This window comes from Streptomyces sp. NBC_00454 (assembly GCF_041434015.1).
Classification (GTDB): domain Bacteria; phylum Actinomycetota; class Actinomycetes; order Streptomycetales; family Streptomycetaceae; genus Streptomyces.
On the sequence record NZ_CP107907.1, the window covers coordinates 3,067,761 to 3,089,526 of the forward strand.

At 72.3% G+C, this 21,766-nt stretch carries 18 protein-coding genes and 1 tRNA gene; 12 read left to right on the forward strand and 7 right to left on the reverse strand.

The window, feature by feature from the left end:
* Window positions 1-295 precede the first annotated feature (295 nt).
* Complete coding sequence (locus OHU74_RS14115) at window positions 296-1,942, forward strand: MFS transporter (RefSeq protein ID WP_371616219.1); 1,647 nt, start codon at window positions 296-298, stop codon at window positions 1,940-1,942.
* Between the two features lie 115 nt (window positions 1,943-2,057).
* A complete protein-coding gene (locus tag OHU74_RS14120) occupies window positions 2,058-2,888 on the forward strand; it encodes a hypothetical protein (protein WP_371616220.1) in 831 nt (276 codons plus the stop codon).
* A 28-nt stretch (window positions 2,889-2,916) separates the two neighbouring features.
* Here the strand turns inward: OHU74_RS14120 and OHU74_RS14125 are convergent, their stop codons facing one another.
* Window positions 2,917-3,783 carry an alpha/beta fold hydrolase gene (locus OHU74_RS14125; RefSeq protein ID WP_371616221.1) on the reverse strand — a complete coding sequence of 289 codons (867 nt, stop codon included), beginning with the start codon at window positions 3,781-3,783 and terminating at the stop codon, window positions 2,917-2,919.
* Between the two features lie 96 nt (window positions 3,784-3,879).
* Between OHU74_RS14125 and OHU74_RS14130 the strand changes: the two genes are divergently transcribed.
* Window positions 3,880-4,443, forward strand: a complete 564-nt coding sequence (locus tag OHU74_RS14130; protein WP_371616222.1) for an ABATE domain-containing protein — start codon at window positions 3,880-3,882, stop codon at window positions 4,441-4,443.
* Between the two features lie 33 nt (window positions 4,444-4,476).
* Here the strand turns inward: OHU74_RS14130 and OHU74_RS14135 are convergent, their stop codons facing one another.
* From OHU74_RS14135 to OHU74_RS14145, 3 genes are all read right to left on the reverse strand, one after another.
* Window positions 4,477-5,349, reverse strand: coding sequence for a DivIVA domain-containing protein (locus OHU74_RS14135; RefSeq protein WP_371616223.1), 873 nt, complete (start codon window positions 5,347-5,349; stop codon window positions 4,477-4,479).
* Window positions 5,350-5,503: 154 nt separating this feature from the next.
* Complete coding sequence (locus OHU74_RS14140; RefSeq protein ID WP_371616224.1) at window positions 5,504-8,020, reverse strand: SUKH-4 family immunity protein; 2,517 nt, start codon at window positions 8,018-8,020, stop codon at window positions 5,504-5,506.
* 7 nt (window positions 8,021-8,027) lie between these two features.
* Window positions 8,028-9,041 (reverse strand): SMI1/KNR4 family protein, encoded by a 1,014-nt coding sequence (locus OHU74_RS14145; protein ID WP_371616225.1) that lies wholly within the window; start codon window positions 9,039-9,041, stop codon window positions 8,028-8,030.
* A gap of 281 nt (window positions 9,042-9,322) precedes the next feature.
* Between OHU74_RS14145 and OHU74_RS14150 the strand changes: the two genes are divergently transcribed.
* The gene (locus OHU74_RS14150; protein WP_371619678.1) at window positions 9,323-9,943 is read left to right on the forward strand and encodes a YwqJ-related putative deaminase; all 621 of its coding nucleotides are present in this window, start codon (window positions 9,323-9,325) and stop codon (window positions 9,941-9,943) included.
* 5 nt (window positions 9,944-9,948) lie between these two features.
* Complete coding sequence (locus OHU74_RS14155; protein ID WP_371616226.1) at window positions 9,949-10,458, forward strand: SUKH-3 domain-containing protein; 510 nt, start codon at window positions 9,949-9,951, stop codon at window positions 10,456-10,458.
* Here the strand turns inward: OHU74_RS14155 and OHU74_RS14160 are convergent.
* Window positions 10,455-11,003 carry a hypothetical protein gene (locus OHU74_RS14160; protein WP_371616227.1) on the reverse strand — a complete coding sequence of 183 codons (549 nt, stop codon included), beginning with the start codon at window positions 11,001-11,003 and terminating at the stop codon, window positions 10,455-10,457. The genes OHU74_RS14155 and OHU74_RS14160 overlap by 4 nt on opposite strands.
* Before the next feature lie 4 nt (window positions 11,004-11,007).
* Window positions 11,008-12,264 (reverse strand): sensor histidine kinase, encoded by a 1,257-nt coding sequence (locus OHU74_RS14165; RefSeq protein WP_371616228.1) that lies wholly within the window; start codon window positions 12,262-12,264, stop codon window positions 11,008-11,010.
* A 207-nt stretch (window positions 12,265-12,471) separates the two neighbouring features.
* Between OHU74_RS14165 and OHU74_RS14170 the strand changes: the two genes are divergently transcribed.
* From OHU74_RS14170 to pth, 5 genes are all read left to right on the forward strand, one after another.
* A tRNA-Gln gene (locus OHU74_RS14170) sits at window positions 12,472-12,543 on the forward strand.
* 110 nt (window positions 12,544-12,653) lie between these two features.
* On the forward strand, window positions 12,654-14,099 hold the full coding sequence (gene glmU, locus OHU74_RS14175; protein ID WP_371616229.1) for a bifunctional UDP-N-acetylglucosamine diphosphorylase/glucosamine-1-phosphate N-acetyltransferase GlmU: 1,446 nt from the start codon (window positions 12,654-12,656) through the stop codon (window positions 14,097-14,099).
* 133 nt (window positions 14,100-14,232) lie between these two features.
* Window positions 14,233-15,210: a ribose-phosphate diphosphokinase gene (locus OHU74_RS14180; protein ID WP_215025702.1), complete on the forward strand. Its 978-nt coding sequence runs from the start codon at window positions 14,233-14,235 to the stop codon at window positions 15,208-15,210.
* A 194-nt stretch (window positions 15,211-15,404) separates the two neighbouring features.
* Window positions 15,405-15,980 (forward strand): 50S ribosomal protein L25/general stress protein Ctc, encoded by a 576-nt coding sequence (locus OHU74_RS14185; protein ID WP_371616230.1) that lies wholly within the window; start codon window positions 15,405-15,407, stop codon window positions 15,978-15,980.
* Window positions 15,981-16,071: 91 nt separating this feature from the next.
* Entirely contained in the window at window positions 16,072-16,662 is a 591-nt protein-coding gene (gene pth / locus OHU74_RS14190; protein ID WP_266908096.1) for an aminoacyl-tRNA hydrolase, read from the forward strand.
* A gap of 69 nt (window positions 16,663-16,731) precedes the next feature.
* Here the strand turns inward: pth and ppc are convergent, their stop codons facing one another.
* Window positions 16,732-19,497, reverse strand: coding sequence for a phosphoenolpyruvate carboxylase (gene ppc / locus OHU74_RS14195; protein WP_371616231.1), 2,766 nt, complete (start codon window positions 19,495-19,497; stop codon window positions 16,732-16,734).
* 365 nt (window positions 19,498-19,862) lie between these two features.
* Here ppc and OHU74_RS14200 point away from each other — a divergent pair, with 365 nt between their 5' ends.
* Both OHU74_RS14200 and OHU74_RS14205 read left to right on the forward strand, forming a co-directional pair.
* The gene (locus OHU74_RS14200; RefSeq protein WP_371616232.1) at window positions 19,863-20,843 is read left to right on the forward strand and encodes an acyl-CoA desaturase; all 981 of its coding nucleotides are present in this window, start codon (window positions 19,863-19,865) and stop codon (window positions 20,841-20,843) included.
* Window positions 20,840-21,514, forward strand: a complete 675-nt coding sequence (locus tag OHU74_RS14205; protein ID WP_371616233.1) for a TetR family transcriptional regulator — start codon at window positions 20,840-20,842, stop codon at window positions 21,512-21,514. Before OHU74_RS14200 ends, OHU74_RS14205 begins: the two co-directional genes overlap by 4 nt.
* Window positions 21,515-21,766: the final 252 nt, after the last annotated feature.

Sequence of the window (21,766 nt, forward strand, 5' to 3'; positions counted from 1 at the left end):
TTGAAGTCTGTCGGGGCGGGGGGCTCTGGCGCGCTGGTGCCAAGCGCCGTATTGATAGGGGTGCTAGCCCTACCCCCCGGACTCCCCGTCCCCGTAGAAACCAGTTAAAGACCGCGTGCGCCGGAGTGCCTCCTCCGCCGGGACGAAGCGTCCCTGGCCCCTTGTGAGGAGCAACCCCTAGGGGTTCTCGGCCTTCCGGAGGACGCGCCCTGGGGGTTACCGCCCGGCCGCGGGGCGGTGAGAAGGTATCTGCGCAGGTAGTCCGGGGTGGCGTCGCACGGGGGAAGGACAGGTCATGGCCTCAGGGGAGAGCACGGGCGCGAGTACCGACGGCGACGTCGGCGACAGCCCGCCCGGCGGCATACCCGGAGCCCGGGCCAAGGCCGGGGCCTCCGCGGCCGGTGCATCCGCGCCCGGCGCGCCCACGCCCGACGCACCCGAGGCCGGGGCGCCCGCGAGGCCCCGTACCGCCGTCGTCGCCGCGCTCATGCTGACGATGGGGCTCGTCGCCCTCGACGGGGCCATCGTCTCCACCGCCGTCCCACAGATCGTCGGCGACCTCGGCGGCTTCGCCGTCTTCTCCTGGATCTTCTCCGGCTACATCCTGGCCGGAACCGTCACCCTGCCCGTCTACGGCAAGTTCTCCGACACCTACGGCCGCAAGCCCGTCCTGCTCTTCGGCATCAGCCTCTTCCTCCTCGGCTCGCTGCTGTGTGCGGGCGCCTGGAACATGGCCGCCCTCATCTCCTTCCGGATCCTCCAGGGCCTCGGCGGCGGCGCCCTGCAGGGGACCGTCCAGACCCTGGCCGCCGACCTCTACCCGCTCAAGGAACGCCCGCGTATCCAGGCCCGGATGTCCGTGGTGTGGGCCACCTCCGCACTGGCAGGCCCCGCGCTCGGCGGGCTCATCGCCTCGTACACCGACTGGCGTTGGATCTTCCTGCTCAACCTCCCGCCCGCGGCCGCCGCCCTGTGGATCATCAGCCGCCACCTGGCCGAGCCCCACCGCGCCCCGGGCCGCCGGGGCCCCGTCGACTGGGCCGGCGCCCTCGCCGTCTTCGCCTGCGGCGGGCTGCTGCTCTTCGCCCTCGTCCAGGGCGGAGTCGCCTGGCCCTGGCTGTCCGCGCCCTCTCTGGGGCTGCTGGGTGCGAGCGCGGCGCTCGGCGCGCTGGTCGTGCGGATCGAACGGCGGGCCGCGGAACCGATCCTGCCCGGCTGGGTGTGGCGGCGGCGCACCATCGCCGCCGTCAACCTCGCCATGGCCGCGCTCGGCCTGCTGATGGTGGCCCCGATGGTGTTCATGCCGACGTACGCGCAGAGCGTGCTCGGCCTCGGCCCCACCGGCGCCGGTCTGGTCACCTCCGCGATGACCCTGAGCTGGCCCATCAGCGCCGCCTTCGCCCAGCACGTCTACCGGCGGATCGGCTTCCGCAACACCGCCGCCATCGGGGTCTCGCTGGCGGCCGCGATCCTCTTCTCCTTCACCCTGCTCCCCTACCCCGCCGCCCCCTGGCAGCCCGCGCTGATCATGTTCCTGCTGGGCGGGGCCCTCGGGCTCTTCCAGCTCCCGCTGATCGTCGGGGTCCAGTCCACGGTGGGCTGGGCGGAGCGCGGAACCACCACGGCCTCGGTGCTGTTCTGCCGCAACGTCGGCCAGAGCATCGGAGCGGCCCTGCTCGGGGCCGTCGCCAACGCCACCATCACCGGCCGCCTGACGGACGCCCCGGTGGCCGGACTCCCCTCGCACCTGGACGACGTGTCCAAGGCCCTGGCCCAGCCGGGGCTGATCCCCGCGGAAGCCTCCGACTACCTGCGGCGCGCGGTGGACGCCGCCGGGGACCACATCTTCCTCGGCGCCTCGCTGGCGGCGGTCGCCTCGGCGGTGGTGCTGCTGCTGGTGGCGCCGCGCCGGTTCCCGGTCCTGCCCGAACTGCGGGAGTAGGAACGGCGCTTCGGGAGCAGGGGAACCGCGGGAGCAGGAGCGGCGCAGGGATTACTTGTCATGACCCGACCGAACGGGTAACCCTCTGAGGAGACACACTCCCCGGGGGGACACCATGCTTTCCGCACTCTTCGCACTCGCGTTACTCGCCGCCGTCGTCGGCCCCGTCACCCTGCGGCTCGTCCGGCACCCGGGCTTCGTCACCGGGCGCGACGGCCGCCTCTCCACCTCGACCACCCTGGCCCTGGCCTGGACGGTGATCCTGGTCTGGCTGCTCCTCGCGATCCTCGCCTACGGGCTCACCGCGGGCGGCGGAGTCGGCTGGTTCCAGGGCCCCGAGGGCCCCCTGTCCTCGCTGACGAGCGTCTACCTCCCGCTGCTCGGAGGCCCGTACGCCGCCATGATCGGGGCGAAGGCGGTGGTCGGCACGCGCGTGGAAAACGGCAGCATGGCCAAACCCGCGCCGAAGGGCGCCGAGCGGCGCCCGCTGCACGACCTGATCTCGAACGACGGCGGGCGCACCGACCTGGTCGACCTGCAGTACGTCGCCCTGAGCGCGGTCACGATGCTCTACGTGGTGGCGTTCTTCGTGACGGACGTCGGCGGCGGGCTGCCGAAGCTCCCGGAGCAGATGTGGGCGCTGACGGGAGCCCCGGCCGGGGCCTACCTGGTGAACAAGATGGCGACCCGGGCCAATCCGGTCATCACCCAGGTCACGGTCGCCGACGGGCAACTGCTCGTCGGGGGCGGCGGCTTCGGGAGCGATCCGCGCGTGGAGCTGGACTCCGTACCGCTCCCGGCCGCCGGCACCTCCGTCGACGCGGCGGGCGCCACCCTGACGGCTCCCCTGCCCACCCCGCCGCCGGCCGCCTTCACCGTGGTGGTGAGCAGCGCCAGGGGGCTGCGCAGCGACCCCTTCCGGCACGAGGCGGGCGCCGCCGGCTGAGGCCGCGGCCCGCCGCGGCGCGCGGGGCTCAGCCCAGCTTCGCCAGGAACTCCTCGATCAGCGGGGCGATCTCCGCGAGGTGCGTCTCCAGCGCGAAGTGCCCGGCGCCCTCGAAGACGTGCACCTCGGCGTCCGGCACGTCCTGCTGGTACGCCTTCGCCCCCGCGGGCAGGAAGAAGGGGTCGCCCTCGCCCCAGACCACGAGGACCGCGACGCCCGCCGACCGGAGCCAGGCCTGCCAGGCCGGGTAGTGGGCGAAGTTCGAGTGGTAGTCGAAGGCGAGGTCGGCCTGGGCGTCGGCGCGGCCGGGCAGGCCCAGGTAGTGGACGTCGAGCGTCCAGCTGTCCGGGGAGATCAGGGAGGTGTCGGCGACGCCCGCCTCGTACTGGAACCGGGTGCCCTCCTCGCCGAACAGCCCGCGCACCTGCTCCTCGTTGCCCGGCACGTCCCGGCGCAGCCCGGAGAACTCCCGGGCCATGTCGGAGAGGCCCTCCTCGTACGCGTTGCCGTTCTGCACGATCAGGCCGGTCACCCGGTCCGGCCGGCGCTCGGCGAGGCGCAGGCCGACGGGGGCGCCGAAGTCGAAGACGTAGAGGGCGTAGCTCTCCAGGGCCAGGGCGTCGGTGAAGCCCTCGACGATGTCCGCGAGCCGGTCGAAGGTGTACGTGAACCCGTCCGGTGCCTGGGTGCGGCCGAAGCCTGGGTAGTCCGGGGCGATCAGCCGGTACGGGGTGGAGCCGAGGGCGTCCATCAGCCGGGCGAACTGGTGCGAGGAGGTCGGGAAGCCGTGCAGGAGAAGCAGGACGGGGCCGTCGGCCGGGCCGCTCTCGCGGTAGGCGACCTGGACTCCGGCGACGTCGACGCTGCGGTGACGGATGGCGGGCACGGCGGTCATCACATTCCTCCAGGGGCGTTGTTTCCATTAGTGTCACCGGAGATCACTAACGGGTCAAGGCCTGCCTCACCCATTAGTCAGGGCTAGAGTGGAACCATGACTGCGACTTTCCCCCTCACCGGCGAACCCCTCGCCCTGGACCTCCTCAACACCGACACCGCGATCGGGGACCTCGTCGCGGACCCGGCCGGCCTCGCGGACTGGCTGGAGACCCAGCGGGGCCGGCTGACGGAACCGGGGCCGGTGGGCACGGCGGAGGTCGCCGCCGTCCATGCCGTACGGGAGGCAGCGCGCGCGGCCCTGACCGCGGCCCGCGGCGGCGCCGAGCCCCCGGCCGGGGCGATGCGCACCCTGAACTCCGCGCTGGCCGCCGCCCCCTCCCACCGGGAGCTCGCCTGGACCCCTACGGCCGGGCTGACGGCCGCCACCGTCCGCGCACCCGGGGTGCCCACCGCCCGCAGGCTCGCGGCGGAGCTGGCGGAGGCGGTCGCGGAGCTGCTGCTCGGAGGGCGGATCGGGGAGGTCCGCCAGTGCGAGGGCGAACACTGCCTGCTCCTGTTCCTCCCGGCGCATCCGCGACGCCGCTGGTGCGTGGCGTCGATCTGCGGAAACCGCGCCCGGGTGGCCCGCTACTACGCCCGCCACAAGCCGGCCCCGTAGCCGCGCGGAACCGGTCGGAGGGTGACTCGACCCTCAGCCCTCGGCGGGAGCCCGGCCCGTCAGGGCAGCGAGGCTGGAGCGGACGTGGTTCATGTGGGCCCGCATCTCCTCCTGGGACTCCGCGTGCTCGCGCAGGATCCGGTCCGTCTCCCGGCCGACCCGCTCCTCCCGCACCCGGGCCTCCGCGATCAGCTCCCGGCCCCTGGCCTCCGCGTCCTCCTGCCCGTGCCGCGCGGCCTCCTCGGCCTCCGCGAACCCGCGCTTCGCCTCCGCCAGCCGAGCCTCCGCGTAGCGCTCCAGCTCCCCGTGCCGGGCCTCCAGCTCCGCCTCCCGCGCCGCCAGTTCCCGTTCCGCCGCGTCCCACCGCTCCACGTGCTCCTGCTCGCGCTCCGCGAGCAGCGCGTCCGACCGGCGGCGCATCTCGGCCAGCGCCGCCTGCGCGTCCGCCCGCCACGCCGCCGCGTCGTCCCGCGCCTCCGACCGCGCGTCGTCCGCCTCGCGCCCCGCCCGCAGCAGCCCCTGCCGGGCCCGGACCTCGGTCTGCTCGCGCACCGCCTCCGCGTCCGTGCGCGCCAGCTCCGCCACCCGGTCGGCGTGCGCCTCGGCGGCTCCCGCCGCCGCCAGCGCGTCCGCGCGCGAGTCCAGCCGCAGCGTCTCGGCCTCCTCCTCGGCCAGCAGCAGGATCCGGCGGGCGCGCTCGCTGAGCTCGTCGTACGTCTGCGGGGCCAGCGCGGACACCTCCGCGCCCAGCCGCTCCGCCTCCGCCTCCATCTGCCTGGACAGCACCGTCAGCCGGGCCACCCGCTCCCAGGCCTCGTCCCGGCTCCCCGACAGCCGCGCGAGGTACCGGTCCACCTCTTCCATGCGGTAGCCGCGGCCGCGCACGGTCGTAAAGGGTGCACTCATCCTGGAAGCGCCTCTCTCGCGGGGATTCCTGTCAAGGATGCGTCATTTGATGGCAGAAGCCCGAATGGCCGGGCCGGGACCCTGTTCGAGGGTCCCAACCCGGCCATCCGGATCAGGGAGCGATCAGCGCGCGATCAGCCGCGGCGGGCGGCGATCAGAGAAGTCCGTCCCACATCTGCTCCAGCAGGACCGACCACCAGTTCTCCGGAGAAGCCAGCGCCGCGCTGTCGAGCCCGGCCAGATTCGCCTGGAAGTCGACGGTCCAGCGGCCCGCCTGCTCCGGCGTCAGGTGCTGGCGCAGCCGCCACATGTGACCCAGCATCGCCAGCGACCGTACGAACTGCGGCAGCGAGGAGTTGACGAACTGCGGAGGCACCGGGGCCCCGCCCGGACCGGCCTCGACCGGCACCGCGACGATGTGGGCGGTCCCGTACTGCACGCACAGCGCCTTGCCGAAGTCGCTGCCGACCACGAGGTAGGAGCCCGCGTCCGAAGCCGGCTGCACCTGCCGCTGCGCCGCCATTTCGGCCAGCGTCGGCAGCGGGGCACCCGGGACGGCCTGCGCCCAGAAGAACGGCCCGAAATCGACCGGCAGTCCGGACCACATCAGCGTCTGCGCCACGATCTCCGGCACACCCTGCCGGGACACCGCGCGCTGCTCGAAGCGGAACACGCCCTGCGGCCCGAACGCCCCCGCCAGCTCCTGCGCGATCGCGTCCAGCGGGATCGCCGGCTGCAACGGCACCTGCGGCAGCGGCGCGCGGACCGGCGCCGGACGCGCCGGACCGTCCGCCACCTGGTGCAGTTCGCCCTGGTGGGTCAGCAGGTGCCGCATGCCCTGCTGACGGCCCGCGTGGTCGGTCCCGTACGGGGCCACGCTCGTGATCCGGACCTGCGGCCAGGTCTCCCGGATCATGCGGGCGCAGTAGCCGCCGGGCAGCTCGCACGAGGCCAGCTCGGTGTGCAGCTCCAGCACCTGCTGCGGAGGCACGTTCAGCGCGCGCAGCTCGTACAGGATCTGCCACTCCGGATGCGGGGTACCGGGCGCGGAGCGGCGGATGAGCTGCTGCTCGGAGCCGTCGGGCGCGCGGTAGCGCAGGACGGCCTGGTAGCCGGGACCGACCGTGGGCACCCCGGGAGCCGGGGCGGACGCCTGCGGTACGGGGGCCTGCGGCGCGGGGCCGGGCGGGCCGGGCGGCTGGGGTACGCCGGGACCCGCGAGCATCGTCGCGGCCTGGTGCGCTCCGCCACCGGGAGCACCGGGAGCACCGGGAGCACCGGGAACCCCCGGCGGGCCGGGAGCCGCGGGCGGCTGACCGGTCACGGCCGGGCCGGCCAGCATCGTCGCGGCATGGTCCAGCCCGCCACCGGGCGCACCCGGAGCACCGGGCGGGCCGGGGGGCGCGGGCTGCTGGCCCGCGCCGGGCACCCCGGGAGGACCGGGCGGACCGGGCTGCTGCGGGCCACCGGGGGCCGCCAGCATGGTGGCGGCGTACGAGGCTCCGCCCCCGCCGGACGCACCCGGCGCACCGGGAGCACCGGGAGCACCGGGCGGCCCGGGAGGCGCGATCGGCTGACCGGTCACGGCCGGACCGGCCAGCATCGTGGCGGCATGGTCCAGCCCGCCACCGGGCGCCCCGGGCGGACCCGGAGGCGTCGGCTGCTGGGGCCCGCCCGGGCTCGCGAGCATGGTGGCGGCGTACGAAGGCTGCTCGGAACCGCCGCCCGGCGCACCGGGCGGACCCGGCGGCGTCACGGGCGCGGCGGCGGGCCGGTTGATCCGGGCCTTGCTCGTCGGCGCGTCGGCGATGTCACCGGAGGGCGCACCGGGAGCGGGCGGCTGCGGCTGCGCCGGACCCTGTGCCTGGGCGGGAGCCGGAGCCTGAGCGGGAGCCGACGGCGGAACCGGTCCCTGTCCCGGCCCCGCGGCGGCCGGCCGACCCGCGCTCAGGTCCAGCGCGGGCGTGGCCACGGCCGTCTTCGGCAGCTCGCTGCCCCGGGGCATCAGCGTGGTCCTGGCCTCCGGGCCCACCCCGGAGGACGGCGGAGCGTCCTCCAGGTCCGACCCGGACAGCGGCGGCGCGAACACCGTCGCCGGCAGCGGTACGGACACCGAGTCGTCGGCCTTCACATCGGTCCCGGCCCACGGCGTGGCCCCGGACGGCACCCCGTCGTTGGCCGTCGGCTCGTAGGGGACCTCGCCCCCGCGCCGCAACGGCACCGGCTCCGCGGCGGCCCCGGAACCGACCGGAGCCGCCGGAGCGACCGGCGCTGCCGGAGCGGCGGGAGCCGCCGGCGGGATGCCCGCCCGGTCCGCCGCCTCCTGCAGCCACTCCGGCGGGCTCAGCATGAACGAGGTCTGCTCCGAGTCGATCCGGGGCACCGGAACCGAGGCCTCGGCCGGCGCGGCCGAAGCCCCGTACTCCTCCTCGTAGCGGCGGATCACCTCACCCACCGGCAGTCCCGGCCAGAGGGTCACCTCCCCGCTGTCCCGCGCGATGACCAGCCGCTGCCGGCCGCCACCGGACACGGGACCGGCCGGGCGGTCCTCCGCCCACACGACGAATCCGAGCCCGAACTCCCGTACGCGCACCTCGCGGTGCTGGTACGAGGGAACGTCCCCGTTGATCCACTCCTCGGCGCGCTCCTGCGCCTGCGCAAACGTCACCATCGCGCCGTCACCCCTCCTCCGGCGCGGAACCCGCCGCCGGAACCGACCCGGCCACGGGAACCGAGCGTGCGAATCCGCCGTCCACCATCAGACCGGCCACCGTTTCCAGCTCCGGCGGATTGCCCGCGAGCCGCTCCAGAAAGGCGTCGAAATCCGTACCGCACGGCAGCAGCAAACGCTCCACGCGCTCCTGGACCGACCAGCCGTCCTGGTCGCGCGCATCGTCGTACGGGGAGAACCACACCGAACCGATCGACTCGCCCCGCACCTTCACCGCGACGAGCCCGCCCTGCACGAAGGCCACGCTGAGGTAGTCCTTCGTGAGGTGGTCCCGCAGACACTTGTTGACGTAGACGAGGTCGTTGACCGCCGCCTCCTCGCGCACCGTGAAGAACGGCTGGTCCACCAGCAGGCCGAGCTCCACGTCCAGCCCCGTACCCACGGGCGCGCAGCCGCCGGCCGCCTTCAGGAAGGAGCGGTAGGCCTCCGGAAGCCGGTAGCCGAGGTCCTCCTCGACCCCCTGCACCTGCTGCTCGGACACCGAGACCACCGTCTTGGGCAGCCCCAGGTGCACCGGGCGGACCTCCTGCAGCGCCCGCGTGCCGCGCTTCTCGTGGTCCACCGGGGCCGTGGCCAGGCCCGCGTGGTGCCGCAGCAGTGCCTTGACCTCCACCGGGACCAGCTCCATCCGGCGGGTGCCGGACACGTGGTGCCAGGTCCAGCCGTGCGGGGTCGACACCGGGCCGACCGTGTCCCACAGTTCGTGGCCGGTCGCCCGCATCGCGGCGTTCGCGGACACGCAGTCCGTCAAGCGCAGCTCGTCCACGCCGAAGCCCTCCGGCGGATCGGCGATCTCCACCGCCGCGCGCGCGTAGGGCGCGAAGTCGGGATGCCCGTTCGCGTCGACGCGAACTCCGTGGGGATGGCGAGCGGCCCGGACGGGGTCCGGGAAATGCACGACCTGCCCCGAGTAAGCGGCGTTGGGTGGCGCGGCCTGATGCCCGAGCCGACCTGTCGTCATGGCGGTAGCCCCCTGCTGGATCTGGCTGGTTCACCACAGCCTATGTGCTCCGGCAAGGGCATCAACCGCCCGCGAGCGGGGCACCGGCGCGAGGGCCGGGAAGATCCGAATTGATACGAATATTCGACCCCGCTTCCACATGTCAGGGGACATTTGACAGGCTGTCCCCACGGCACGGGGGCGTGCGCGACAGCGGCCACCACCGCGGCCACGGGAGGGAAAGCGCAACCATGCAGAACACGGCAACTCGCACAGAACCGGCCGACGCCGAATCGGGACCCATGGGAACCCCCGGACACCCGGGAACCGTTGGCCCCACAGGGACCGTCGATCCCCTGTCCATACCGGCACAGGGCCACCCCGCCGGCCACCCCGCCGGAGCCACCACCGGCCACGGCACCGGCGCCGCGGCCGCGCAGGGACCCGGCGACCCCCGCCTGCGCTGGGGCAGCGGTGACGGCCGTCCCGTCGTGCCCGCACTCCGCTTCCGCCGCGACGGCATCCTGCCCACCGTGGCCGCCGCCCTCTCCGTCCGCGGCGAAACCCTCACCGGCACCGCCGGCAAGGCCGACCTGCCCCCCGTACTGCACGCCCTCGTCCAGGACTTCCTCGACACCCTCACCAGCGGCCAGCGCGAACGCTTCACCGGCCGGTGTCCGGAGGCGATCCTGCTCTCCCGCCACCTGGCCGCCGTCGAGGGCGCCCGCAGCAAGCGCGCCTCGCGCAAGCCGCTCACCCCGAGCGAGGCCCGCCGCTCCCTCAAGCACTCCAAGATCACCGCCCGCCGCATCCGCGAGGACGGCGACCCGCTCCACGGCAGCTACGCACCTCCCTGCCGCTCCTGCGAGGCCCTCCTCGCCCACTTCGGCGTACGCCCCGTCGACCTCACCCACCCCGAGTAGCCACCATGACCGCCACCTCCGCTTCCTACGACCGCTCCTCGGCCGCCCGCTTCCCGGTCGCCGTGGACTCCGCCCTGCGCTCCGCCGGCTGGGAGCCGGGCCGCTGGGACATCAAGCAGGCCGAGTACTGGGCCGACGCCCTGCGCGACCACACCACCCCCGCCGGGCACCGCCACACCGTCTTCCCGGCGGCCGTCGAAGCCTGGGCGGAGTTCGGGAACCTCACCGTCACCGCCCCGGGCCCCGGCCGCCAGATCGCCCCCACCGCGATACGGCTGGACCCCCTCACGGGCCTCCACATGGCCCGCACCTTCGCGGACCTCGGCCGCGCCCTGTCCACCCAGCTCTGCCCGCTGGGCGTCGAGGCCGACGGAACGTCCCACCTCGCCCTCGACCGCGAGGGCCGGGTCTACTGCGTGGACCACACCGGCGACTGGTACCTCGGAGCCGGCCTCGACGAGGCCCTCACCCTCCTCCTGACCGGCCTCCAGCCGACCCGCCTGACGACGGCCTAACCCCGCAGCTCCGGAAGCCGCTCCCCGGCTTCCGGATACCGGCCCTCCTCCAGCCGGAAGAGGTACGCCCGCAGGTCTGCGGCGAGGCCGCCGGCGAGGTAGGCCCGGAAGTCCCGGACCCCGGCGGCGGCGTCCCGGTTCTGCCCGTCGGAGTGCAACTCGAACTCGGCCAGCGACGCCACCAGGTCCTCCTCGACGCGTCCCCGTCCGGCCCACCACTCCCGCACCAGCCCCGGCATCCACCGCATGTCCCCGTCGCAGGCGTAGCCGCCGGTCACCTCGGCATCGGCTGCCCGAGCCAGCGCCCGCACCTCGGCCGGAGTCCGGGGCTGGCGGAACACGTACTCGGTGAAGTACTCGCCCCCGTACAGGACGCTGTCCGGCGCCTCGATCCGCCCGGTCCAGCAGTTGTCGTTCTCCCGCGTGTAGAAGGGCCCGGGCACGTTCAGCCCGATCCGCTGCTCCCAGTGCGGATGGGAGTCGCCCCACCGCCCGAAGGCCTCCCGCTCCTCATCCGTCAGCTCCGCCACCGGATCCCAGACCATCCCGCTACCCCCTGTCGCTCGGCAGGACCGCCGAGACCTTGAAGCCGCCCTCGTCCGTCGGCCCGGACACGAAGACCCCGCCCAGCCCGAGCACCCGCTCCCGCATCCCGACCAGACCGTTGCCGCCGCTCGGCAGTCCCGGTTCGGCGGCCTTGCCGTCGCACGGGCCGTTCTCCACCTGCATGGCCACCTCGCCCTCCCGGTGCGCGAGGCGTACGACGACCCGCGCGCCCGGAGCGTGCTTGTGGCAGTTGGTCAGCGCCTCCTGGACCACCCGGTAGGCCGTCTGCTCCACCTCCGCCGCGTACGCGGCCGCGCATGCGCCCCGTACGTCCAGCTCCACGGTCATCCCGGCCGCCCGCGACTGACCGACCAGCGCCTCCAGCTCCGCCAGCGTCGGCCCGTCGTCGAAGCTCCCCACCAGGGCCACGGGCACGGTCACGGCCACCGGCTTCGGCGCCTCCGCGCGCAGCACCCCGAGCATCTCGCGCAGCTCGGTGAGCGCCTGGCGGCCCATGTCCCCGACCAGCGCGGCGTTCTTCACGGCCTTCGCCGGGTCCTTGAGCGCGATCGCCTGCAGCGCCGCCGCGTGCACCACCATCAGCGACACCCGGTGCGCGACCACGTCGTGCATCTCGCGGGCGATCCGCGTCCGCTCCTCCGTACGGGCCCACTCGGCCCGCTCCTCCGCCCGGTCCGCGAGCAGCGACAGCTCGCGCTCCAGCGAGTCCGCGCGTTCGTGCAGGCTCTCCATCAGCCGTCTGCGGGCCGCCGTGTACAGACCGAGCAGCACCGGCGGCACGGTCAGCGCCACCGCCACGAACACGGACAGCACGATGACGAGGGTGTGACTGGCCCCCTGGTCCCCGCGGGTCCGCATGTACATCACCACGAAGGTCGCGGCCAGTGACATCGACGTCAGGGTCGCGGTGATCCGCCGGGGCACCTCGGAGGTGGCGAGCGTGTACAGCCCGACCACGCCGAGCAGGAACCCCATGGCCGCGGGCGAGACGGCGATCCCGACCAGCACCACGGCGATCGGCCGGCGCCGCCGCAGCACGAGCGTGGCCCCGACCGCGAGCCCGAACAGCAATCCGGCGAAGGCCGGGATCCCCGCCTCGTGGGCGAATCCGACGCCTTCCCAGGCGCACTCGACGGCGGACACCCCGCCGAGCACCACGTCCCCCACGGCATCCCGCCGCCGCGCCCACCACAAAGGCGGCCCAGCGCGGCCTTCCACTACATCCCCCGTACTGGTCATGCGGTCCAGCGTACGCAGGGCCCCCGCCCCGCCGCCGACCGAAATTCCGACCGGAGGAACGTGGCCGACACGTACCGGGGTTGCCTCTCGGTACGTGTCCTCGGGGGCTCCGATTTGTACCGTCGCACTGAAGGCGCCCTGTGCGGCATAGTGGGAGCCGTCAAAACCAACCACGAGGACTTAATGTCCTATTTGGTTGAAATGCATTCCCCTGTGGTGTAATTGGCAGCACTGAGGCTTTTGGTGCCTTAAGTTCGGGTTCGAGTCCTGACGGGGGAGCTGCGCCGGTCCGGGTCCCGACTGCTCCAGTCGGGACCCGGCCTCGTTTCCGGGTCCTGACCCACCGGTATCCTTCACGGGTCCACCACCCGAAGCCGAAGGGCACACCCGTGAGCGCCAACCGCCCGGCAGCCGTCGTCGTACTCGCAGCGGGTGAAGGCACCCGCATGAAGTCGGCCACACCCAAGGTTCTGCACGAGATCAGCGGGCGCTCGCTCGTCGGTCACGTAGTCGCCGCCTCCCGCGAGCTGGACCCCACCCATCTCGTCGTGGTCGTCGGCCACGCCCGCGAGCAGGTCACCGCGCACCTCGCCGCCATCGACGCCGATGTCCGCACCGCGGTCCAGTACGAGCAGAACGGCACCGGGCACGCCGTCCGGATGGCCCTCGAGGAGCTGGGCGGCGAGCCCGCCGGCACCGTGGTCGTCGTCTGCGGCGACACCCCGCTGCTGACCGGCGAGACCCTGGCCGCACTGACGGCCACGCACGAGGCCGACGGCAACGCCGTCACCGTGCTGACCGCCGAGGTGCCGGACTCCACCGGCTACGGCCGCATCATCCGCGGCGCCGACGGGGCGGTCACCGCCATCGTCGAGCACAAGGACGCCACCGACGCCCAGCGGGCGATCCGCGAGATCAACTCCGGGGTCTTCGCCTTCGACGGCGCCCTCCTCGCGGACGCCCTCGGCAAGGTCCGCACCGACAACAGCCAGGGCGAGGAGTACCTCACCGACGTGCTCGGCATCCTGCGCGAAGCCGGCCACCGCGTCGGCGCCGCCGTGGGCGCGGACCACCGGCAGATCCTCGGGATCAACAACCGGGTCCAGCTCGCCGAGGCGCGCGCGCTGCTCAACGCCCGCCTGCTGGAGCGCGCGATGCTCGCCGGCGTGACGATCGTCGACCCGGCGAGCACGCTCGTCGACGTGACCGTCACCTTCGGCCGCGACGCCGTCGTCCACCCGGGCACCCAGCTCCTGGGCACCACCCACATCGCCGAAGAGGCCGAGGTCGGCCCGAACAGCCGCCTGACGGACACCCACGTCGGCCCGCGGGCCCGTGTGGACAACACGGTGGCGGACACCGCCGTCGTCGGCGAGTCGGCGACCGTGGGCCCGTTCGCGTACCTGCGTCCGGGCACGAACCTGGGCGCGAAGGCCAAGGCCGGCACGTACGTGGAGATGAAGAACGCCACGATCGGCGAGGGCACCAAGGTCCCGCACCTCTCGTACGTCGGCGACGCGACGATCGGCGAGTACACGAACATCGGCGCGGCCAGCGTGTTCGTGAACTACGACGGTGAACACAAGCACCACACGACCGTCGGCTCACACTGCAAGACGGGTTCGGACAACATGTTTGTGGCTCCCGTCACGATCGGGGACGGCGCCTACACGGCCGCCGGGTCCGTGATCACCAAGGATGTGCCGCCCGGTGCGCTGGCCGTGGCCCGTGGCCAGCAGCGGAATATCGAGGGCTGGGTGGCCCGCAAGCGTCCGGGAAGTGCCGCCGCGACAGCGGCTCAGTCGGCGGTCCACGAGGACTCCGACGAACGCTGAGGTGAACTGACCGGAAACGGCTACGCCCGAGACGGCGTACCGTGATAGGTGCACGCAATTCGGCTGGCTCACCGTGTGCGGGACGGACGCGCACGGGGGCGAGCAGCTTTCCCACGTCTGAGGAGACTGTGCTGTGACCGGGATCAAGACGACCGGCGAGAAGAAGTTGATGCTCTTCTCCGGCCGCGCCCACCCCGAGCTGGCCGAGGAGGTCGCGCACCAGCTCGGTGTCGGCCTCGTGCCGACCAAGGCTTTCGACTTCGCGAACGGCGAGATCTACGTCCGCTTCCAGGAGTCCGCTCGCGGCGCGGACTGCTTCCTGATCCAGAGCCACACGGCTCCGATCAACAAGTGGATCATGGAGCAGCTGATCATGATCGACGCGCTCAAGCGCGCGTCGGCACGCTCCATCACCGTGATCGTCCCGTCCTACGGGTACGCCCGCCAGGACAAGAAGCACAAGGGCCGCGAGCCGATCTCGGCCCGTCTGGTCGCCGACCTGCTCAAGACCGCGGGCGCCGACCGCATCCTGACGGTCGACCTGCACACGGACCAGATCCAGGGCTTCTTCGACGGCCCGGTCGACCACCTTTCGGCCCTGTCGGTCCTCGCGGACTACGTCGGTGCCAAGGTCGACCGCGCCAAGCTGACGATCGTCTCCCCGGACGCCGGCCGCGTGCGCGTGGCCGACCGCTGGTGCGACCGCCTGGACGCGCCGCTGGCGATCGTCCACAAGCGCCGCGACAAGGACGTCGCCAACCAGGTGACCGTCCACGAGGTCGTCGGTGAGGTCAAGGGCCGCGTCTGCGTCCTGGTCGACGACATGATCGACACGGGTGGCACCATCTGCGCCGCGGCCGACGCGCTCTTCGCGCACGGCGCGGAGGACGTCATCGTGACGGCCACGCACGGCATCCTGTCGGGCCCGGCCGCCGACCGCCTGAAGAACTCCAAGGTCAGCGAGTTCGTGTTCACGAACACCCTGCCGGACCCGTCCGACCTGGAGCTCGACAAGATCACGGTGCTGTCCATCGCCCCGATGATCGCTCGCGCGGTGCGCGAGGTCTTCGAGGACGGCTCGGTCACCAGCCTGTTCGAAGAGCAGCAGTAGGCTCCGCCGCTCCGCGCTAGATCCTTTTTGGGTACGGCCTCCCCGCCGGGTACACTCCTTGAGTTGCTCGGCGAGGGAGGCCGTACCTGTTTTCGAACGGGTTCCGGTGCTCCGTTATCGACGCGCTCTTCGTAGCAGGCCGTGTTCCGGCCGGGTGACCGTTGTCCATTTCCGTCACCCCACGAGGAGTGAGCATGTCCGAGATCAAGCTTTCCGCCCAGGTCCGCGACACCTTCGGCAAGGGCTCTGCCCGCCAGGCCCGTCGTGACGCCCTGGTTCCCGCGGTCATCTACGGCCACGGCACCGAGCCGAAGCACGTCAACGTCGAGGCCCACGGCCTGCAGCTGGCGCTCCGCACCGCCAACGTCCTGATCTCCCTGGACATCGCGGGCGGCGGCACCGAGCTGGTCATCCCGAAGGCCGTGCAGAAGCACCCGCTGAAGCGCTCGATCTCCCACGTCGACTTCCTGATCGTCAAGAAGGGCGAGAAGGTCACCGTCGACGTCGCGATCGTCACCGAGGGCGACCTGGCCGCGGGCAACAACATGCTGGAGACCCTCCAGAACACGATCTCCGTCGAGGCCGAGGCCACCAACATCCCGACCGAGGTCACCGTCTCCATCGCGGGCCTCGAGGCCGGCGCCACCATCACCGCCGCGGACCTGGTCCTGCCGGCCGGCACCACGCTGGCCGTCGAGGGCGACATCGCCGTCCTCCAGGTCGTCGCCCCGCAGGGCGAGGAGCCGGCCGCCGAGGGCTCCGAGGCCTGAGTCACGCCTCTCCCCCTCAGCACTTGCTGAACGACCGCCGTCCGGCTCCACTGGAGCGGGACGGCGGTCGTCTTCGTATAAGGAGCTTTTGATGTCGGACGACGCGGCGCCCTGGCTGATCGTGGGGCTCGGGAACCCGGGTGCGGAGTACGCGGGCAACCGCCACAACATCGGTTTCATGGTGGCCGACCTGCTGGCGGAGCGGATGCGCGGGAAGTTCAAGGCGCACAAGGCCCGCGCACAGGTGGTGGAGGGCCGGATGGGCCCGCCGGGACCTCTGAACCGGCGGGTGGTGCTGGCCAAGCCCATGTCGTTCATGAACCTGTCCGGCGGCCCGGTGACGGCGCTGCGGGACTTCTACAAGGTTCCGCTCGACCGGATCGTCGCGGTCCACGACGAGCTGGACATCGACTACCCGACGCTGCGCCTGAAGCTGGGCGGCGGGGACAACGGCCACAACGGCCTGAAGTCGATGACGAAGTCCATGGGCCCGGACTACCACCGGGTCCGCTGCGGCATCGGCCGCCCGCCGGGCCGCATGCAGGTCGCGGACTTCGTGCTGAAGGACTTCTCCTCCACGGAACGCAAGGAGCTGGACTGGTTCGTCGACCGGTCGGCGGACGCCGTGGAGTGCCTGATCCAGGAGGGGCTGGAGCGCGCGCAGTCCACGTACAACAGCTGAAACCGCCAACATGACAGGGGGCCCGCACACCGGATGGTGTGCGGGCCCCCTGTCATGCCGTACGAAATCTCAGCCGGTGTTGCGCAGGCCCGCCGCGACGCCGTTGACGGTCAGGAGCAGGGCCCGCGACAGGATCGGGTCCGCTTCCTCGCCGCGCTCGGCGGCCGCCCGCTGGCGGGCCAGCAGGGAGACCTGGAGGTAGGAGATCGGGTCCAGGTAGGCGTCGCGGACCGAGAAGGTCTGCTGGAGGACCGGGTTGGAGTCCAGGAGCTTCTCGCCCCCGGTGATCCGCAGGACCTCGCGGACGGTGAGCTCGTGCTCGGCCTCGATGCGGGCGAAGACGTGCTTGAGCTCCTCGGGCACGAGGGTGTCGACGTAGTGGCGGGCGATCCGCAGGTCCGTCTTGGCCAGCGTCATCTCGACGTTGGAGAGGAAGTTGCGGAAGAAGTGCCAGCGCTCGCCCATCTCGGCCAGCGCATCGCCCTGGCCGGCCTCGCGCAGAGCCTTGAGGCCCGAGCCGACCCCGTACCAGCCGGGGACGATCTGGCGGGACTGGGTCCAGCCGAACACCCACGGGATGGCGCGCAGGCCGTCGAGACCCGCGCCGGAGTCGGGGCGGCGGGACGGCCGCGAGCCCAGGTGCAGGTCGGCGAGCTGGTCGACGGGGGTGGCGGCGAAGAAGTACGCCGGCAGGTCCGGGTCCTCGACGAGCTCGCGGTAGGCGTTGTGCGCCGCGTCCGAGACGGTGTCCATGGCCTCGTCCCAGCGGGCCAGGTCCTCGTCGGACTGCCGGGGCGAGGTGTGCAGGGCGGAGGCCTGGAGGGTGGCCGCGACGGTCAGCTCCAGGTTCTCGCGGGCCAGCGAGGGCACGAGGTACTTGTCGGAGATGACCTCGCCCTGCTCGGTGACCTTGATCTCGCCCTCGAGTGTGCCCCAGGGCTGCGCGAGGATCGCGTCGTGCGAGGGGCCGCCGCCGCGGCCGACGGTGCCGCCGCGGCCGTGGAAGAGGCGCAGGCGGACGCCGTAGCGGTGGGCGACGTCGCGCAGCCGGCGCTGGGCGCGGTGGATCTCCCACTGGGAGGTGGTGATGCCGCCGAACTTGGAGGAGTCGGAGTAGCCGAGCATGACCTCCTGGACGTCGCCGCGCAGGGAGACCAGGCGCCGGTAGGAGGGGTCGGCGAGCATCTCGTCGAGGATGACGTCGGCGGCCTTGAGCTCGTCGGTGGTCTCCAGGAGCGGGACGATGCCGATCTTGGCCCAGCCGCCGTGCAGGTCGATGAGGCCGGCCTCGCGGGCCAGGACGGCCGCGGCGAAGACGTCGTCGGCGCCCTGGCACATCGAGATGATGTAGGACTCGATGACCTCGGGGCCGAACTTCTCGAAGGCGTCCTTGATGGCGCCGAAGACGCCGAGGGTCTTCTGTCCGGCGGCGTCGAGCGGGGCCGGGGTGGGCGCCAGCGGACGGCGCGAGCGGAGCTCCTTGGCCAGCAGCTTGCCGCGGTAGTCGCGGGGCATGTCGGCGTAGCGCCAGGATTCCTCGCCGAGCCGGTCGAAGAGCTGGCCCAGCGCGTGGTGGTGGGCGTCCGCGTGCTCGCGCACGTCCATGGTGGCGAGCTGGAGCCCGAAGGCGGCCAGCGTGCGGATGGTGCGGTCCATGCGGCCGTCGGCGAAGAGCGCGCCGCGGTGTTCGCGCAGGGAGGTCTGGATGAGGGTGAGGTCGGTGAGCAGCTCGGCGGTGCCGAGGTAGTCGCGGCCTTCCTCGTGGGCGGTGCCCTTGGCGAGGCGCTCGCGGGTGTTGACGAGCTTCTGGCGGATGCAGGTGGCCTTGAGGCGGTACGGCTCCTCGGCGTTCAGCCGCTTGTAGCGCGGGCTGATCTCGGGGAGGCGCTCCAGGTCGGCCTGGAGGGAGGTGAGGAGTTCCTCGGTGGCGCCGGTGTAGCGGATGGAGTTCGACAGCAGTCCGCGCAGGAAGTCGATGAGTTCCAGTGCGTCGGTGATGCCGTGCTCGTGCTGGAGGATCAGCACGTCCCGGGTCACCTCGGGGGTGACGTTGGGGTTGCCGTCGCGGTCGCCGCCGATCCAGGTGCCGAAGGTGAGCGGGCGGGTGCCGGCGGGGATCTCGATGCCGACGCGCTGGAGCTCGGCGGCCAGGTCCTCGAGTACGTCGCCCACGGCGCCGGCGTGCAGCTCGTCGAGGTAGTAGATGGCGTTGCGGGCCTCGTCGGCGGGCTCGGGGCGGACCACGCGCAGCTCGTCGGTCTGCCAGACGAGGTCGATGTTCTCGGCAAGGCGCAGGTCGTGGCGGCGGCGCTCGCCGGCGCCCGCGACGGGCTCCTCGAGCAGCGCGGCGATGCGGCGCAGCTTGTTCAGGACGCTGCGGCGGGCGGCCTCGGTGGGGTGCGCGGTGAAGACCGGGCGGACGTTGAGGTTCTTGACCGTCTGGCGCAGGTGCTCGGGGTCGGCGTCCTTGAGCATGTCGGCCGTGCGGGCCAGCAGCCCGCCTTCGGCGGCGCGGTGGGCGCGCAGCTCCTTGCCGCGGTGCACCTGCTCGGTGACGTTGGCGAGGTGGAAGTAGGTGGAGAAGGCGCGCACCAGCTTGGCGGCGGTCTCCAGGTCGGTGTCGCCGAGCAGCGCGGCAGCGGCGATGCCGTCGGTGCGGGTGAGGGCCCGGACGCGTTCGACCAGGTCGAGGAGGTCTTGGCCCTCCTGGCGTACGAGCGTCTCGCCGAGGAGGTCGCCGAGCCGGCGGATGTCGGCGCGCAGCTCGGCGTTGGCGGCTGCGACGGCGGTGTTCGAGAGGGCCTCGGTGGAGGGGGCCTGGTCGGCACTGCTCACAGGTGCGGCTCCTTGCAGTGTTTCGAGCGCTACTGGGAGGTGGGCTCCGGGACTGCGCGCGGCTTCGCCGCTCCTGATGCGCAGCTCGGGCTGCCCGTGCGGACCGCGCTGTCCGACGAGACCAGGATAGGTGGCCCGTCCTCGTGCCTTGGTAAATGTGTCACCAGGCGGGACGGCACCGCGGTGACGGTGGGGCGAGAGGGGCCGATGGGCCTGTGGCGGGCGGGTCCCAGGACACGGCGGCGGGCGCGCTCCTCTTGCCGCGTGCGGGACCTTTGCCATACTTACGTTGCCGTAGGTTACGGGTCCGTAGGGATCGTGGCCGGGCGGCGCGCCTGCCGACTCCTCACCCTCAGGGGACCCCCATGACCATCAGTCCCGACGTGATCGAGGACGCCTCGGCGTCCTCCGACGCGTCCGCGCCCTCCGCGACCCTCGGCGGTGAGAACAAGAGGTCCGTCGAGCAGCTGGCGCTGCTGCTGTTCATCACCGTTCCCTTCGTCGCCCTGCTGGGCGCGATTCCGCTGGCGTGGGGCTGGGGGGTGAGCTGGCTGGACGTGGGCCTGATGGTCTTCATGTACTTCCTGGCCTGCCACGGCATCACCATCGGCTTCCACCGCTACTTCACGCACGGTTCCTTCAAGGCGAAGCGGCCGCTGCGGATCGTGCTGGCGGTCATGGGCTCGATGGCGGTGGAGGGGCCGCTGGTGCGCTGGGTGGCCGATCACCGCAAGCACCACAAGTACTCCGACCACGAGGGCGACCCCCATTCGCCGTGGCGGTTCGGCGAGACGGTGCCGGCCCTGATGAAGGGCCTGTGGTGGGCGCACATCGGGTGGCTCTTCGACGAGGAGCAGACCAACCAGCAGAAGTACGCCCCGGACCTGATCAAGGACCCGGCGATCCGCCGCATCTCGCGCGACTTCGTCTGGTGGACGATCTTCTCGCTGGCGATCCCGCCGGTCGTGGGCGGTCTGGTGACCATGTCGTGGTGGGGCGCGTTCACGGCGTTCTTCTGGGGCTCCCTGGTGCGGGTCGCGCTCCTGCACCACGTCACGTGGTCGATCAACTCGATCTGTCACGCCGTGGGCAAGCGCCCGTTCAAGTCCCGTGACCGTTCCGGGAACGTCTGGTGGCTGGCCGTGCTGTCCTGCGGCGAGTCCTGGCACAACCTGCACCACGCGGATCCGACCTCGGCCCGGCACGGTGTGCTGCGCGGACAGGTCGACTCCAGTGCGCGGCTGATCCGTTGGTTCGAACAGCTGGGATGGGCGTCCGACGTGCGCTGGCCGTCCGAGGAGCGCATCGACGCCCGGCGCAAGGAAGAGACGTCGAACGCGGCATGATGGGGGGCGTGGCGATCGACGGCAGCAGTTCCAGCAGCGACAAGCCCAGGCGGTCCCGCCGGGTCCGGATGACGGGCGCGGAGCGGCGCCAGCAACTGCTGGACATCGGCCGCATCCTGTTCGCCGAGAAGGGCTTCGAGGGCACGTCGGTGGAGGAGATCGCGGCCAAGGCCGGGGTGTCCAAGCCGGTGGTCTACGAGCACTTCGGCGGCAAGGAGGGCCTCTACGCGGTCGTCGTGGACCGGGAGATGCGCCAGCTGCTGGACGGGGTGACGGGCGCGCTGACGGCCGGGCATCCCCGGGAGCTCCTGGAACAGGCGGCGTTCGCGCTGCTGGACTACATCGAGAACTACACGGACGGCTTCCGGATCCTGGTCCGGGACTCCCCGGTCGCCCAGTCGACGGGCACCTTCGCCTCGCTGATCAGCGATATCGCCACGCAGGTCGAGGACATCCTGGGCCTGGAGTTCAAGGCCCGCGGCTTCGACCCGAAGCTGGCCCCGCTGTACGCGCAGGCGCTGGTGGGGATGGTGGCGCTGACCGGTCAGTGGTGGCTGGAGACGCGCCGCCCGAAGAAGGCGGAGGTGGCGGCGCACCTGGTGAACCTGGCCTGGCACGGCCTGGAGAACCTGGAGGCGAAGCCCCGTCTGGTGGGCCACCGCAAGAGCTGAACGCACGCGTCCGCTCGCCGTGCGTGAGCAGGGATGTCGCATCTGGTGCCCGGGTCGGGAGACCCGGGCACCGCTGCGTTCTGAACGCGATCAAAAGTGGCGCGCTAAACCACTATGGCAACCCCTGCCACGCAGGTAGTCTTCGCTTACTTCCCGGGGGGGAATGCCGTCCCACGTGCAGCGCAGTATTTCCGCGCGCCGTGACGAGTGCGTTCAGCCCGGTTTCGCCTGAATTTTTTACCAGGGAGACCT